Source organism: Candidatus Palauibacter sp. (assembly GCF_965222475.1).
GTDB lineage: Bacteria > Gemmatimonadota > Gemmatimonadetes > Palauibacterales > Palauibacteraceae > Palauibacter.
The window spans coordinates 1-15,450 of record NZ_CBDCUB010000002.1; the positions used below are offsets into that span (position 1 = coordinate 1).

A 15,450-nucleotide genomic window follows, 5' to 3' on the forward strand; every position below is an offset into this window, starting at 1 on the left:
CGGATCTTCATCGAACGGTCGCCCGTGCCCACCTGCGTCCGCCGCTCGCGCGCCCGTTCCGCCTCCTGAGCGGCGACCATCCGGTCGAGAAGCCGGCTGCGCAGCACCCGCAGCGCCTTCGACTTGTTCTTGTGCTGCGACTTCTCGTCCTGGCACGAGACCACGAGCCCGGTGGGCCGGTGCGTGATGCGCACCGCGGAGTCCGTCGTGTTGACCGACTGGCCGCCGGGGCCGGACGACCGGAATACGTCGATCTTGAGATCCGCCGGATCGATCCTGACGTCGACATCCTCCGCCTCGGGCAGCACCGCGACGGTCGCCGCCGACGTGTGGATCCGGCCCTGGCTCTCGGTCTCCGGCACCCGCTGTACGCGGTGCACGCCGGACTCGTAGCGCAACCGCCCGTACGCCTCGGCCCCCCGAACGACGAAGACGACCTCCTTCACGCCGCCGAGCGCGCCCTCGCTCGTGTTGATGAGTTCGGTCACCCATCCGGATTCGGCCGCGAAGCGCGTGTACATCCGGTACAGGTCCGCCGCGAAGAGCGCGGCCTCGTCGCCGCCGGTCCCGGCGCGGATCTCGACCACGGCGGGCCGATCGTCCAGCGGGTCCTTCGGAACGAGGAGCCGGCGAAGCTCGCTCTCGGCCGCTTCCCGTTCGGTCTCGAGTTCGGCCGCCTCCTCGGACGCCAGATCGGCGAGTTCCCCGTCCGCCTCGGCGGCGACCTCGCGCGCCTGGCTCAGGTCGTCGAGCCGCTTGAAGTGACGCTGTGCGGCCCGAACCAGCGGCCCGAGCGCCGAATGCGCGCGCGCCAGTTCCTTCAGGAGCCCGAGATCGGACAGCACTTCGGGCTCCGCCATCCGCAGCGCGAGTTCGTCGTAACGTTCAACGGCCTGACGAAGACGAGCCACGAGTCCGTCACCGTCCGACATCAGGTCCCCACACGAGAACGGGGCCCCGAGGGACCCCGTCGCGTTCGAAGGCGTCGGCGCGGCTGCGCGCGGTCAGGCATCTGCCGCGGCCGCCTCGGCTTTGCTCTCCGCGCTCTCCGCGCCACGGCTCGCGCGATCACCGTACTTGGCCAGGAATCGCTCGACCCGGCCCGCCGTGTCGACGAGCTTCTGCCGGCCCGTGAAGAACGGGTGGCAATGCGAGCAGATCTCGACGTGGATTTCGCCGACCGTCGAACCGGTTTCCGTCTCCCGGCCGCACGCACAGGTGATCTTCGCCGGCGCGTATTCCGGATGTATGCCTGCCTTCATCGTTCGTCCCTGCGCTGGTGGCCCGCCTCCGACCGGACGGAGGCATTTCCGAGTGAGCCGTATAATCTAGCCGTGCCCATGCAACCGCTGCAAACGCGTCCATGCGGGGGCGGAGGCCGGACCCGTACCGCCGCCGTTTACCCGCCGTCGGGCGAGAGCACCACACGGTCGGCGACCACCGCCTCCACCCGGTCGCGCGAGTAGTAGAGCGGGAAGAAGCGGTCCGTCGCCCAGCCCTCGAACAGGTTCCGGTACATGGGATGATCGGGATCCCCCGACTGTCCCGGGTTGTTCGTGAACACGGCCGTGTCCCAGTCGCCGGCTTCCGTGATGATCCTGAACGAGGGGCCGGAGGTCTGGTTGTCCCCACCCCCCGACTGGTTCACGGTCGAACCGTTGCCGCCGCGCGGGAGGGTGCCCACCTCGAGGCGCTCGCGCATCTCGGCGTTCACGACGCCCGAGAGCGGATGCCGCAGGCGCACGTGCTTGAAGCGCGCGTCTCCGTAGCGCCAGGGGTCCGACCCGAAGCGTTCCTCGAGCCCGTCGAGCGCGTCCGCGAAGGTGCGGGCGATGAACGCGTCGCGACCCGCCACCGGATCCCCATCCCCCAGGGGAGCGAACCAGGTCGGCGGCGAGCCCAGCCAGTCGATGATCTTCTTGAGCGACAGGCCACCGAGTTGGCTCCGCACTTCGGCGGGCACGACGAGCGGCCCCATCTGGCTCCGGAGCTCCCGCTCCCAAGATACGTAGATCGCCGCCTCGCGTGAGTCGGGGGCGAGCTCGAAGTCCCAGTCGAGGAGGTCGCGCCGCGCCGCCTCGGCCCTGTCGCGATCGCGCGACGACGACCCGCCCCTCGGTTCCACCGCCCGCAGCATGGGGACGAGGGACCGGGCGGGAAGCGACACGTAGTCCGTCGCGAGCTGCATCATCTCCGACATCGTGAAGCGGCGGCCCGTGGCGAGGACCTCGTCGATGCGCGCGCTCCGGAAGGGGTCGCTCCAGCTCCAGCCCACCGCGTCCCGGTGTTCGTAGCCGGGCGGGACCAGATTCTGGTTCGCCGTCGACCAGAACCCCTTGTCTGGGTTGAAGACGTGCGGTTTGTGGCGGATCTCGAGGTAGCCGTCCCACTCGTAGCGGCCGTCTCCGGGCACCGGAACGAGCCCCGACCAGTTGCGCCGGATGGGGGCGATCCCCACCGCCTGCCAGCCGATGTTCCCGTCCGCGTCGGCCCACACCATGTTCTCGCCGGGGATGTTCGAGTAGTTGCAGGCGTCCACGAACTCCTCCCACGTCTTCGCCTGGTCCATGCGCAGGCTGGCGAGGTAGGGCGCCCCGCCGATCTCCATCCACCCCGCGCGCACCGCGTACGCGACGTGATTATCCCGGTCCTCGTACACCACCGGCCCATGCCGCGTGTACTTGTGTCGGACGCGCACCGCGGTCTGCCCCCCGACCGGAATCTCATCCTCGATCACCCGCATCGCTTCCCAGGCAGCCTCGTACCGGTACCGGTTCGGGTTATCCGGGTGGGTCTCGTAGACGTACAGGTCCTCCGCGTCCGTCTGGAAGACGGTCAGGCCCCAGGCGCCGTACCCGTTGTGCCCGATCGAGATGCCCGGCAGCACCGGCTCGCCGCCGCCGATCACGTTCCAGCCGGGGCCGACCAGGTGCGCGAGGTACCGGAGAGAGGGCGCCGCCTGCACCCGGTGCGGGTCGTTCGCCATGATCGCGTGCCCGCTCAGCGTGCGGCTCCCCGCCACGACCCAGTTGTTGCTCCCCGTCCCGGGCCACTCCGCCTCGAGTCGCTCACCCTCCGGGCCCCACGGGTCCACGGCCTCACCCGCGAGGGCCAGCTCCGTGCCTCCATCCGAGGCGGTGGCGCGGAACCGGGGGGCGATGTCCTCGGGACGGAAGCGGACCGGACCGCGGAAGGCGCGGTAGACGTCGAGGATCTCGCTCCGGAGCAGCGGCCCGTCGATCGCGGGATCGAGTTCGAGGTCCGGCTCCCCCGGGTGGAAGTAGGAGACGTCCTTCACCTGCTCCGCCCCGACCGCGGCGACGGCGATCCCGAGGTTCAGCTCCTGCCCGATGTTCATGAGCAGGCCCTGGTGGCGCGAGATGACGATCTCCGGCGTCCACGGTTGCGGCCGGATGTCCAGCATCTCGAACTCGATCGGGAGGAGATCGGAGTCGCGTGCCGTCTCGGCGATCCAGGCGTTGATGCCGTCCACGAAGGCCCGGATGATCCGGGCGCCGCGCGGGTGATAGTGGTTCAACTCCGCCTCCAGATCTCCCCGGTACTGGAACAGGCGGGCCCCGCGGTCCCGCTCGAGTTCGCGCGGACCGAGGATCTCGGAGACGGTGCCCGTCGCCTGGCGGCGCCACATCTCGAACTGGAAGAGACGGTCCCGCGCGGCGTTGTAGCCCTGCGCGAAGAAGAGATCGTGCTCCGTCTCGGCGTAGATGTGGGAGATCCCCCACAGGTCCTTGAGGATCTCGACCCGCGCCTCGAGTCCCGGCACCCGCAGCGTCTCGGTGCGGGTCGGCGCCAGCGCGCGGTCGCCCCCGATGGCGTCCCGCGGAAGGTCGACGGTCGGGGCGCCGGCCGGCGCCGCCCCGGAATCCCGCCAGACCGGCAGCATGATGAAGAGGGCGAACAGCGCGATGGCTCGAATCCGCATCGGATTCTCCTTGCTAAACGTTGCTTCGGTCTGGAGTTGTGTCCCTCAGGAGCCCGTGGCGCTCTTCCGCTTCGACGCCGCGCTCGCCTCGTCGCTCGCCTCGTCCCCGGCTTCCTCTGAACCGGACTCCCCGGATTTCGAGACGCTCGCCCGAAGCGCCGCCATGAGGTCGATGACCTGGGCGGTGGTCTCCTCCTCGACCGGCGCCGTGATCTCGGTCCCGTCGGCGACCTTGCGCTCGACCGCTTCGAGCATCCGCTGTCCCACCTCGTCCTCGTACTTCGACGGATCGAAGGTGTCCGAGGCGATCTGCTCGATCAACTGAACGGCGAGCGACAGTTCCGCGTCGAGGACCTCGCCCTCCCCCGCCGGTACGGCGGCGATGTCCCGTACCTCACTCGCGTAGTGCAACTGCTCGAGCACGAGGTGGGCGCCGACCGGGCGCACGAGCACCAGGTACTGCTTTCCGCGCGCGGCGTACTTCGCGAGAGCGGCCCAGCCCGTCTTCCTCATCGCGGCGCCGAGAAGCCGGTAGGCCTTGTCGCCGCCCTTCCCGGGCCCGAGGTAGTACGTCTTCCCGATATACGCCCGTTCGACCTGGTCCACCGGCACGAACTCGACGATCTCGATCGCCTGGGTCGCCTCGGCCTCCAGCGCCTTCAGTTCTTCCTTCGTGAAGGTGACGTACTGGTCCTTCGCGAACTGGTATCCCTTCACGAGATCGGGGCGCGGAACGGGCTCTCCCGTCTTCGCGTCCACGTACTGCTGCTTCACCCGGGTACCGTCGGGCGAAAGGAAATTGAAGCGGACCTGCTGCGAGTTCCGGGCGGACGAAAAGAGCTGGCACGGGATCGAAACGAGCCCGAACGAGATCGTCGCCGACGCGATGGGTCGAGGAGCCATGCCTGTCGTCTCTCCATTTCACGCCGAACCCGTGGCGTGTCTCCGAAAAACCGGGCGCATGCCGAACCCGGGGGCGGAATAATAGGTTCCGGGCCGGATCGTAACTACCGCGCCCGCGGGTCGCCCGTCCGCGGCGAACTGCGCGCGGGGAGACGGGTCGAGGCACCCCTTCGAGAGTCAGCGCCGCGAGCATGCCCCGAGGAAAGCTGGAGAAGTACCGGGAAAAGCGCGCTTCCGAGCGCACGCCGGAGCCCTTCGGCGGTGCGCCCGGGATCGGCGTCGGGGTGTTCGTGGTCCAGCTGCACGCCGCGACCCGTCGGCACTACGACCTGCGCCTGGAGATCGGGGGCGTCCTCGTCTCGTGGGCCGTGCCGAAGGGCATCTCCGCCGATCCGGTCGACAAGAAGCTCGCCGTCCACGTCGAGGACCACCCCGTCGAGTACATCGAGTTCGAGGGGGTGATTCCGGCCGGCGAATACGGGGGCGGCGAGATGATCGTGTGGGACATCGGCCGCTGGATGCCGCTCGAGGACCCGGAGGAGGGGCTCGAATCGGGCAAGCTCCTGTTCGAGCTGCGGGGCCACAAGCTCAGGGGCGTGTGGACGCTCGTGCGGCTGGAGAAGGGGGAGACCGGCAGGGAATGGCTGCTCATCCGCGAGCGGCGCGGCGGGCACCCGATTCTGGAGGACGGGTCCCTTCCGGAGGGTTCGATCCTTTCGGGCCTCACCGTCGAGCAGATGGCCGAGCGCGAGCGGGGCTGGTATCCGGGGGAGGATCTGGCTGCGGCCCTCGAGCGGGCCCGCACCCCGGAGCGGCGGGTCGACCCGGCCGATGTAGAGTTCATGCTCGCCCGACCCCGCGAGGACGCGTTCGATGACACCGCCTGGCACTTCGAGCTGAAGCTGGACGGCTACCGCATGCTGGCCTCCGCCGTCGAAGGGGAGGCGCGCCTCCTCACCCGGAACGGTCATGAAGCCCTCCCCACCTTCCCCGAGATCGCGCGGGCGCTGCGCAAGCTCCCCTTTCGCCGCGTGGTGCTTGACGGCGAGGTCGTCGTCCATGACGCGGTGGGCTACCCCAGCTTCCGGCATCTGCAGAAGCGGGCCCGGCTGTCGCGCCCGCTCGATGTGCGGCGGGCCTCGTTCGAGACGCCGGCCAGCTTCTACGCCTTCGACCTGCTGGCGTTCGACGACCACGATCTGCGCGACCTTCCGCTCTCCGAGCGGCGCCGCTTCCTCCGCGACGTGGTGCCGGAAGCGGGGCCGATCCGGTTCAGCGAACACTTCGAGGGTTGCGGAGAGGCGCTCTTCCGGCAGGTCCAGGAGATGGGACTCGAAGGGATCATGGCCAAGCGCGCCGACTCCCGGTACGTCGGCGGTCGCTCCTCCGACTGGCGGAAGATCCACGCCGCGCGCCAGGCCCGCTTCGTCATCGTCGGCTTCACGACCCCGGCGGGCTCGCGCACGGGCTTCGGCGCCCTCCACCTCGGCGCCTACGCCCCCGCCGAGCCTGCCGGCGCCGAACTCGCCCTTCACTACCTCGGCCGCGTCGGGACCGGCTTCAACGAGCAGCTCCTGTCCGAGCTTCGCGCCGACCTCGACGCGCTGCGAGTGGAGCGGCCTCCCTTCGTCACACCGGCCCCCGCGGGAGACGATCACACCTGGGTCGCGCCCGAACTCGTGGCCGAGATCCGGTACAAGGAGGTCACCGATGGAGGTCTTCTGCGGCACCCCGTCTTCCTCCGACTCCTCCCCGTCCCGGAGGAGGGGGACGGGGCGACCTCGGATAAGGATGCGGAACACGTACTCCCCACGGATTGCCGACTTCCCCGTGATCCGCGCGCGGCCCTCGCCGATCCCGTTCGGGTGGACACGTCTCCCCCACCTGTAGAGGAACTGTCGCTCTCGAATCTGGACAAGGTCTTCTGGCCGGAGGAGGGATACACGAAGGGGGATCTCATTGCGTACTATCATGATATCGCTCCGTGGCTGATTAAATTTCTCAAGGACCGACCTCTCGTGCTCACGCGCTATCCGGACGGGATTCACGGGAAGTCCTTCTTCCAGAAGAACGCGCCCGGCTTCCAGCCCGAATGGGTGCGCACCGAGGCGATCTGGAGCGAGGGTTCCGAGCGGGAGATCCACTACTTCATCGCCGACGACCCCGCCGCCCTCGTGTTCATCGCGAACCTCGGGGCGATTCCGCTCCACGTGTGGGCGAGCCGCATCGGGGGCCTGGACCGGCCCGACTGGTGTCTCCTCGACCTCGACCCGAAGCACAAGCGGGACGGGGAGGAGGTCTACGCCCCGTTCGGGGAGGTGGTCGAAGTCGCGCGCACGATCGGCGCCCTGTGCCGGGAGATCGGGCTGCCCAGCTATCCCAAGACGAGCGGTTCCTCGGGGATCCATGTGATGATCCCGCTCGGCGGGCAGCTGGACTACGAGCAGTCGCGGACGCTCGCGCTCCTGCTCGCGAAGACGGTGGCGGCGGAGATTCCCGACCGGGCGACGATCGTCCGGAACCCATCGGGACGTGACGGGAAGGTCTACATCGACTACGTCCAGAACGGGCGCGGGCGGCTCGTCGTCGCGCCCTATTCCGTGCGGCCGCGGGCGGGGGCCACGGTGTCGGCGCCACTGCGCTGGGCCGAGGTGGAGGAGGGACTGTCGATGGAGGACTTCACGATCCGCACCATGCCGGAGCGGGCGCGGGCGCTGGACCCCGATCCGCTGCTGGGCGTGCTGTCGGACGCACCCGACCTCATGGCGGCGCTCGAGGCGCTGCAGCGGAGGATGGGCGGGTGAGCGGAGCGGAGGGGCGCGGGCGCACGCCGCCCGGGCGGCTGTCCGGAATCCCGGGCTTCGACATCGACGCGGTGGCGCGGGCGGCAGAGGGCGATCCCGACATCCTCCGCCTCGAGAACCTGGACACCGACCTGCGGCCGCCCCCGGCGGCGCTGGCCGCCACCCGCGCGGCGCTCGAATCGCCGGCCGCCAACAGCTACCTGCCCTTCACGGGCCGGGGCGACCTGCGGGCGGCGGCCGCCCGGCACGTCGGCCGTCTGGCCGGGCGCACGTACGACCCCGACCGGGAGTGCGTGATCACCGCCGGCGGCACGGAGGGCCTCCTGAACGCGCTCCTCGCGACCGTGGACCCGGGCGACGAGGTGATCGTCACCGACCCCACGTACGCCGGCATGCTCCAGCGCGTGCGGCTGGCCGGGGCGACCCCCCGGCTCGCGCCCTGGGCCTTCGATCCGGCGGCCGGCTGGCGTCTCGACCTCGACGCGCTCGCCGGGTGCGTCGGGCGCCGGACCCGGGCGCTCTTCATCATGAACCCATCCATGCCGTCCGGCGGCGTGCTCGACGCCGACGACTGGGCCGCGGTCGCGGAACTGTGCGAGCGCCACGACCTGTGGCTCATCTACAACGCGGCCATGGAGCGCATCCTCTACGACCGGCGGCCCTACCTGCACCCGGCCGGTCTTCCCGGGATGCGCGACCGCACGCTCACCGTCGGTTCGGTCTCGAAGGAGTACCGGATGATCGGGTGGCGCGTGGGCTGGGTCGTGGGACCGGCGGCGGTCCTCGCGGATGTGGCCAAGGTGGGGATATACAACGTCGTCACCGGGGTCGGGATCGGGCAGCCCGGTGCGCTGGCTGCGCTGACCGCCGCGGACGAAGCAGCGAACGTGGCCGCGAGCGTGGAGCGCTGGGAGCGGCGGCGCGAGGCGGTGCTCGAGGCGCTCCGCAACTATCCGGTGCGCCCCGCGGCCGGCGGGTGGTCCCTCCTCGTCGACACCCGCCCGCTCGGCCTCCCGGCCCGCGAGCTATCGACACGCCTGCTGACCGGAGCGGGCGTCGCGGCTACTCCGATGGACGCGTGGGGCGGACCCGACGCCGCGTCTCTGCTCCGGATTGTGTTCAGCAGAGAACCGGCGGCTCGCCTCCGCACGCTCGGCGACCGCTTCGCCCACGTCCTATAGTCCTATAGCTGGGACCGCGGCCTGCCTCACGGCGAGGCGGCCGCTTGAACGCGGTCTCAGCGCTTCCAGTCCGCCGCCGCGGGCAATCCGCCGCTGACCATGATCTCGAGTCCCGGCTCGGGGGCCAGCGCGTCCAGGGCCCCGGCGCTGAGGTCGCCGGCCGGCAGGTCACGGAGGATGGCCCGTACATGGCCCGTCACCGGGTCGCGCATGATCACTGTCGGCGGCTCGCTCCCCTCCCGCATCTCGACGGTGCCGCCGGGCCCCGCGAGCGCGAGGCTCGCCAACTCCGATTCCCACTCGGCCCGTACCGGAAGCGCGAATGTGAAACGGAAACGCCCGTCGCCATCCATGACCTCCTGCATGGCGAAGCTCAGCGAGAACAGCTCGCTCCCGTCCGCGCGCCGGCCGGTCAGTTGGTACGGCCCGCCGAGAGTCGGCACGACGGGCGTCGTCTCGACCACAAACGCGGGTTCGAGATGGAGGGTCCCGTCCGCAGCGGCGGCGCCCGAGACTATCAGGGTCCGCAAAGCGGCCGGCCAAACCTCGACCGGATCCACGAGTCGGAAACGGAGCGCGTTCGTGAAGTAGTAGTCGCTGATCCAGACGGGTTCGCAGTAGCTCATGAGGTCCGCCCGGTCCGGGGGCACCATCGAGCCTCCGTCGCGCGGATCGTACCCCCACACACCCGTTCGTGCGTCCGCGTAGGGGAAGGTCCAGTCGACGCCCGCCGGACCCCCGCACGGCGCATGGGTCAGGTTCAGGTTGTGTCCGAGTTCGTGCGCGATCGTCCCCGCCTTCAGGTTCGAGACGCTGACCTTCCCGAGGTTGGGGCCGTCACTCCCGAGATACGCGATGCCCTGGCCCTCGGTGGGGTTCGGGGTGAGACCCATCCAGTGTCCGGTCCCGTTCTCAATTGTGCGAATCTGTTCCATATGATCCAACATGTTGACGATGTCGTTCGAACTGACCGTCACGCTCGGATGTCGCGTGATCTCGAAGGCGCCCACCGGGAGCAGGGTTCTCGCCTCGAACAGGAGTTCGTGGCCCGGGGTGGCGCTGTCGACGAAGGTCACGGCTCCCTGGTTGCCGTCTGCGGTCGAGACGAACGGGACCAGCGTCAGGTACAGCGGGGGTACCTCCTGGACCTCCACCGCCGCACGCCCTTCGGCGGGGATCCGCTTCGCCACGCCGAGCGCCGGATCGACGGTCCCATCCGGATCGACCTCGACGACCATCTCGAGGCCGGGTTGAATCACTTCGCCGGGGATCGCCGCGTTGGCCGACAGGTCGAGTTCGCCCACCTGAACCTCCATCGGGATCGCGGACGTCCCGGCGGAGATATCCACCGAGTGCACCTCCGCCCCGTCCACGAAGAACTTGGCCCGGACCGGCGGAATGGTCTCCATAGTCTCCTGCTCGGACATCACGAACACCCGCAGCAGCGCGCTCCTTCCGGCCACCAGCGGGACCGGGAACTCCGGTGACTGTGTCGCCTGGATCAGGTGGGCCTCGGCGTGTGATTCCGTCCCGCACGACCGGACGCGCCACTTCGTGACGACCTCGTTCAACCAGGCCCGGAACTCCGGATCGGTGGGAGCGCACAGCCCCGTACCGCCCGCCTGGAGGTCCTCGAGCGCCGCCAGCGCGGTGAGTTCGTCCGGCAACGGACCCGACAGGTCGGGATTGTAGCGGACGTGCAGCGATCGGAGGGCCACCAGATCGCCGAACTCCGGCGGCAGAGACCCGTCGAGCATGTTGTCATCGAGTTCGAGTGTCCGCAGGCTGCCGAGCTGGCCAAGCTCTGCGGGAATCGGCCCCGTCAGCCGGTTGTTCCCGAGGACGAGGACCCGGAGGTTTTCGAGCCCTCCGAGGCTGGCGGGCAGCGGTCCGTCGATCATGTTGTTCCAGAGCCAGAACTGCTCTAGTTCCGTCAACCTGCCGAGCTCCTCGGGGATCGGACCGCTGAACCGGGAGCCGTGCAGGATGAGCAGTCGAAGGCTGGCGAGGTTGCCGAGCTCGGGCGGGATGGCGCCCGCCAGTCCGGTATTGTACAGCCAGAGTTCTTCAAGATTCGCCAGATTCCCGATCTCCGCGGGAATGCTGCCCGTTAAGTCGTTGAGGTCTTGCAGGCCCAACTCCCGCAATTCGGTGAGGAGGCCGATTTCCGGCGGGATCTCGCCCCGGAGCTGGTTCCTCCCCAGGTTCAGGTTCCGCAGTTCCGGGAAATGCCCGATCTCGGGGGGATCTCTCCCGTCAGGTTGTTGGAGTGCAGGAAGATCTCCGTGACCCGCCCATTCGAGTTGACCGTGATGCCGTGCCAGTCCTCGAGCGGCGCGTCGGTCCCCCAGTTGTCCTCGTTCGTCCAGCTCTCTCCGCCCATGGCGTCGTAGAGCGCCATGAGGTGGGATCGCTCCTCGCTGCAGGCGATGAACTCCCCGCCCCGCGTCGGAATCGCGTTCAGCCACTCCTGGAACGCCTCGTCCCGCACCGTGCACAGCATCGTGCCGCCGTACTGCAGTTGCTGAATGCTCAGGGCGGAGAGAGAGACCGGGATGGGGCCGGAGAGCCCTTCGTTGCCGTCCACGTGAAGCTCGGTCAGGAAGGCCAGATCGCCGAGGTTCTTCGGGAGCTGGCCGCTCAGCCCGTTCTCGCTCAGGCGCAGAGCCGTCACGCGACCGCCCTCGTTCACTTCAACGCCGTACCAGCTGCCGACCGGTTCCTCCCCCCCCCAGTTCTCCCGGTTGGTCCAGTCCGCTCCGCCGGTGGACTCGTGCAGATCCATGAGCGTCGCCAGGTCCACGCTCTGCACCGTCGCGGCGGCGGAGGCGTTCACCTCTCCCGAGGCGGCCGTGATGCTTGCCCTCCCAACCGTGACCCCCGTCACGAGGCCCGACGCATCGACCATCGCCACCGCGGGATCGGTGCTCGCCCACGTCAGGGTCGCATCGGGGATGACCATCCCATGCTGATCCAGCACGCTGCCCGTCAGACGGACCGTGTCACCCGCCACGAGGACGATCCGATCCGGCTCGATGGTGATCCGGGTCGGACGCGGACTCTCCGGCGGCGGAGGCGGCGGGGGCGGTGCTGTCGCGTCCTCGCCCCCACAGGAGAGCAAGGCCAGCAGCAGAAAACCCGCAGTCGCCGAGCGCCCCGGCGCGGCTTGAGAGGGACCAATCCAACTGAAGATCCGCCCACGGTCCTTGGCGGTAGACTCCATACAACCCCCTTCGTCGCTATACATCTTCGAGCCGGCAGCTTCGTGCACCTTGGCCCAATGTATAGAGCTATGATAGTATCGCTGTACGATATATAGTGCGCTGAGAGGGGGCGCAACATCGGTCGCGGTCGACGGGGCGTCGGAAGAGTGTGGATCCGCAGCGGGCTGAAGACGCGCTACGCGCCGCTACTCTTCGGTGGTCTCCCACGACCGTTTTCGTCGCCGCGGACCGGAGGAACTGCTCCCGGATCCCTGCCTGTCGCCGCTCTTCGCCCCGGATAAGGTCGGCGACAGATCTGTCTTCGGCGCCAGCGCACGGGGGTATCGCCGGCGAGGGCTTCCGGCGACAGGTCGGCGCCGTGGAAGTGATCCTCACCGACCCCACGTACGCGGGCATGCTCCAGCGCGTGCGGCTGGCCGGGGCGACCCCCCGGCTCGCGCCCTGGGCCTTCGATCCCTCTACGGGCTGGCGGCTCGATCTCGACGCCCTCGCCGCGCGCGTCGACGCCCGGACGCGGGCGCTCTTCATCATGAACCCATCCATGCCGTCCGGCGGCGTGCTCGACGCCGACGACTGGGCCGCGGTCGCGGAACTGTGCGAGCGCCACGACCTGTGGCTCATCTACAACGCGGCCATGGAGCGCAGCCTCTACGACCGGCGGCCCTACCTGCACCCGGCCGGTCTTCCCGGGATGCGCGACCGCACGCTCACCGTCGGTTCGGTCTCGAAGGAGTACCGGATGATCGGGTGGCGCGTGGGCTGGGTCGTGGGACCGGCGGCGGTCCTCGCGGATGTGGCCAAGGTGGGGATATACAACGTCGTCACCGGGGTCGGGATCGGGCAGCCCGGTGCGCTGGCTGCGCTGACCGCCGCGGACGAAGCAGCGAACGTGGCCGCGAGCGTGGAGCGCTGGGAGCGGCGGCGCGAGGCGGTGCTCGAGGCGCTCCGCAACTATCCGGTGCGCCCCGCGGCCGGCGGGTGGTCCCTCCTCGTCGACACCCGCCCTATGGGGCTCACCGCACGCGAACTCCAGGGACGGCTGCTGGCCCGGGCGGGGGTCGCCGCCACCCCCATGGACGCCTGGGGTGGACCCGAGGCCGAGTACCGGCTCCGTCTCGTGTTCAGCAACGAACCCGTGGCCCGCCTGCGGACCCTGGGTGACCGCTTCGCTCGCATCCTCTAGCCGACCGTAGAAAGCCGGAGCGGCTGCCAGTCCCGGGCTGCGCCATTCTTGCTGCTCGCAGGTGTCAGTATTATCATCTAGTTTCTGACACACGATCCTGGGAGAGCACCGTTGACGAGTGTGCCAAGTCTGCCGCGCCGAATCCGGGAACACGCGGCGGCGTTACCCGAGGGCGCGCCGATCTGCCCGAACGCGCTGCTTCACCTGGGCAACCGCCCCGCCGTCGACCAGGCCCTGTCGCGCCTCGCTCGCCGTGGACAGTTGCTCCGAGTCTGCAGGGGCGTGTACGTCCGACCGATAGAGACCCGGTTCGGCATTCGGGCACCTGCTGTCGGAGCCGTCATCACCGCCTTGGCTGAGTTGTGGGGAGAAGCGATCGTCCCCTGCGGGGGAGCAGCGGCGAACGTCCTCGGTTTGACGACACAGGTCCCGGTACGGCTGGTCTACCTCACCTCGGGACCGAGCCGAACGCTGCAGTTGTACGCGATGACCGTCCGCTTACGTCATAGCCCTCGCTGGCAACTTGTGGCGCCGGGACGACCGGCCGGCCTGGTCGTCCGAGCCCTGGCCTGGCTGGGGCCGGGGGAAGTGGAACAGAACCTCGCTGCCATCCAGCGCGGACTCTCCGCGGCAGATCTCGCCGAGCTGGCCGCTGCACGTGCGACCCTCCCGTCGTGGATCGCCACGCCCGTAAGCGCCCTGGTAGCTCGTGGCTGACGTCTCGTTCCAGTCGCTGTCCACATCCGACAGGCGTGAGGTTCTCAGATCCGCCTCGAGCCTCAGCGGGCGGCCGCCACATCTGCTGGAGAAGGACATCCGGGTCGTTCAGACTCTCGCCGTGCTCTTCGGGGCACCGTTCGGCCCGGATCTGGTGTTCAAGGGAGGGACGTCGCTGGCAAAGGCCTACCAGGCGATCCGCCGGTTTTCCGAGGATGTCGACGTCACCTACGATATCCGTCGCTTCGCCCCCGAACTGGTGGCTGGAGCTGGCGAGGACGCGCTTCCCCCGACGCGGAGCCAGGAACAGCGCTGGACTCGTATAATTCGGACCCGGCTCGCGGAATGGACGGAGGCAGTGGCCGTCGCGACGATCCGCGATGGGCTGGCTCGAAATGGCTCGGCCGCACGGGTCCGAGCTGACGGGAACCGGATCCGTGTCGGTTACAGGCCACTTATCGAGGACTACGGTTTCGTCGGACCGGAAGTGCTGGTGGAGTTCGGCGCACGCTCGACCGGCGAGCCGCGCCGGGAGCGGGTGACCGACTGTGACGCGGCCAGGTTCGTGCCCGAGGTTCGCTTTCCCTCCGCGCGTCCTTCGGTCATGCTGGCCGAGCGCACCTTCTGGGAGAAGGCTACGGCCATCCATGTCTTCTGTCGGCGACGGCGGCGGCAGCGGGGGACACGTCTCTCGCGACACTGGCACGACCTCGTTCGTCTGGACGACGCCGGCTTCGCGGAGAGGGCGTTGGCCGACCGGCAGCTGGCACAGTCGGTCGCTCGCCACAAGTCGATGTTCTTTCGAGAGAAGGACGCGGCGGGACATTGGATCGACTACGAAGCCGCCGTTTCAGGTGGCTTGCAATTGCGCCCCCGGGGCCCGTTCCGGGACGAGCTCGCCGCCGACTACGAACGCATGATCCGCGACGGCATGCTGTTCGATGATGAAGAACAGTTCGACGAACTCATGAGTCGGTGCGCCGACATCGAGGAGAGAGCCAACAACGGCTGAGACCGCGGGCTACCCGTCGAGTCGGAGGGCCGGCAGCTTCGGCCACAGCTTGCCGACCACCAGGAAGACGCCCGTCTCGGGGACGTAGGCGATGCCGTTTCAGCACGGCCTCGATGTCGCCGGGGCGGCGGGCGCTGAGTGGGACGCTGGAGAGGTCGATCTCACCGAGCACGGCGCCGGTCTGCTTGTCGATGCGCACGATGAGGTCGGTCTGGTACACCCGTTAGCGCCGCCACGCCTCCGCGTCGGGGATCCCGCGGCTGAACAGCACCTCCACACCGGGGCGCGGTGCGATAGCGGCCGCGTCGTCGGCACGGGTCCGCAGAGCGCCCGGCAGGTCACGCAGGATGCCGCGAACGCGACGGGTTCGGGAATCGAGCAGGATGGCCATCGGTCGATCACTCGGACCGTCGAGACTCACGGATCCTCCCGGGCCGGAGAGCGTTACCCGGTCTAGGGCACCCGCCCACCCCGCTTGCACGG

The 15,450-nt window shown here is 69.2% G+C and carries 13 protein-coding genes; 5 read left to right on the forward strand and 8 right to left on the reverse strand.

The window, feature by feature from the left end:
- The 4 genes from prfA to ACOQPP_RS05435 form a co-directional block, all read right to left on the reverse strand.
- Positions 1-911, reverse strand: a 911-nt coding sequence (gene prfA, locus ACOQPP_RS05420; RefSeq protein ID WP_420635981.1) for a peptide chain release factor 1, incomplete at its 3' end; no start/stop codon positions are given.
- A gap of 93 nt (positions 912-1,004) precedes the next feature.
- Positions 1,005-1,262 (reverse strand): 50S ribosomal protein L31, encoded by a 258-nt coding sequence (gene rpmE / locus ACOQPP_RS05425; protein ID WP_419166256.1) that lies wholly within the window; start codon positions 1,260-1,262, stop codon positions 1,005-1,007.
- 137 nt (positions 1,263-1,399) lie between these two features.
- On the reverse strand, positions 1,400-3,943 hold the full coding sequence (locus ACOQPP_RS05430; RefSeq protein WP_420635982.1) for a penicillin acylase family protein: 2,544 nt from the start codon (positions 3,941-3,943) through the stop codon (positions 1,400-1,402).
- Between the two features lie 45 nt (positions 3,944-3,988).
- Entirely contained in the window at positions 3,989-4,846 is an 858-nt protein-coding gene (locus ACOQPP_RS05435; protein ID WP_419166254.1) for a Ku protein, read from the reverse strand.
- Positions 4,847-5,037: 191 nt separating this feature from the next.
- On the opposite strand from ACOQPP_RS05435, the gene ligD reads away from it, so the two are divergent.
- Positions 5,038-7,650, forward strand: a complete 2,613-nt coding sequence (gene ligD, locus ACOQPP_RS05440) for a DNA ligase D (RefSeq protein ID WP_420635983.1) — start codon at positions 5,038-5,040, stop codon at positions 7,648-7,650.
- Entirely contained in the window at positions 7,647-8,831 is a 1,185-nt protein-coding gene (locus ACOQPP_RS05445) for a pyridoxal phosphate-dependent aminotransferase (protein ID WP_419166252.1), read from the forward strand. The genes ligD and ACOQPP_RS05445 overlap by 4 nt, the downstream gene beginning before the upstream one ends.
- 56 nt (positions 8,832-8,887) lie before the next feature.
- Here the strand turns inward: ACOQPP_RS05445 and ACOQPP_RS05450 are convergent, their stop codons facing one another.
- Positions 8,888-11,155, reverse strand: a complete 2,268-nt coding sequence (locus ACOQPP_RS05450) for a leucine-rich repeat domain-containing protein (RefSeq protein WP_420636223.1) — start codon at positions 11,153-11,155, stop codon at positions 8,888-8,890.
- A complete protein-coding gene (locus ACOQPP_RS05455) occupies positions 11,038-12,078 on the reverse strand; it encodes an Ig-like domain-containing protein (protein WP_420635984.1) in 1,041 nt (346 codons plus the stop codon). Before ACOQPP_RS05455 ends, ACOQPP_RS05450 begins: the two co-directional genes overlap by 118 nt.
- Before the next feature lie 335 nt (positions 12,079-12,413).
- Between ACOQPP_RS05455 and ACOQPP_RS05460 the strand changes: the two genes are divergently transcribed.
- The 3 genes from ACOQPP_RS05460 to ACOQPP_RS05470 all read left to right on the forward strand — a co-directional run bounded on the left by ACOQPP_RS05460 (position 12,414) and on the right by ACOQPP_RS05470 (position 14,967).
- On the forward strand, positions 12,414-13,238 hold the full coding sequence (locus tag ACOQPP_RS05460; protein ID WP_420635985.1) for a pyridoxal phosphate-dependent aminotransferase: 825 nt from the start codon (positions 12,414-12,416) through the stop codon (positions 13,236-13,238).
- A 120-nt stretch (positions 13,239-13,358) separates the two neighbouring features.
- A complete protein-coding gene (locus tag ACOQPP_RS05465; RefSeq protein WP_419166606.1) occupies positions 13,359-13,955 on the forward strand; it encodes a DUF6088 family protein in 597 nt (198 codons plus the stop codon).
- Entirely contained in the window at positions 13,948-14,967 is a 1,020-nt protein-coding gene (locus ACOQPP_RS05470) for a nucleotidyl transferase AbiEii/AbiGii toxin family protein (RefSeq protein WP_420635986.1), read from the forward strand. Before ACOQPP_RS05465 ends, ACOQPP_RS05470 begins: the two co-directional genes overlap by 8 nt.
- Positions 14,968-14,976: 9 nt before the next feature.
- Here the strand turns inward: ACOQPP_RS05470 and ACOQPP_RS05475 are convergent, their stop codons facing one another.
- Complete coding sequence (locus ACOQPP_RS05475; RefSeq protein ID WP_419166605.1) at positions 14,977-15,060, reverse strand: hypothetical protein; 84 nt, start codon at positions 15,058-15,060, stop codon at positions 14,977-14,979.
- A gap of 130 nt (positions 15,061-15,190) precedes the next feature.
- The gene (locus tag ACOQPP_RS05480; RefSeq protein WP_420635987.1) at positions 15,191-15,388 is read right to left on the reverse strand and encodes a hypothetical protein; all 198 of its coding nucleotides are present in this window, start codon (positions 15,386-15,388) and stop codon (positions 15,191-15,193) included.
- Positions 15,389-15,450 lie beyond the last annotated feature (62 nt).

Excerpts from the sequence above, each read along its gene's own strand:
- rpmE (WP_419166256.1), bottom strand. The coding sequence starts at position 1,262 with ATGAAGGCAGGCATACATCCGGAATACGCGCCGGCGAAGATCACCTGT.
- ACOQPP_RS05430 (WP_420635982.1), bottom strand. The coding sequence starts at position 3,943 with ATGCGGATTCGAGCCATCGCGCTGTTCGCCCTCTTCATCATGCTGCCG.
- ACOQPP_RS05435 (WP_419166254.1), bottom strand. The coding sequence starts at position 4,846 with ATGGCTCCTCGACCCATCGCGTCGGCGACGATCTCGTTCGGGCTCGTT.
- ligD (WP_420635983.1), top strand. The coding sequence starts at position 5,038 with ATGCCCCGAGGAAAGCTGGAGAAGTACCGGGAAAAGCGCGCTTCCGAG.
- ACOQPP_RS05455 (WP_420635984.1), bottom strand. The coding sequence starts at position 12,078 with ATGTATAGCGACGAAGGGGGTTGTATGGAGTCTACCGCCAAGGACCGT.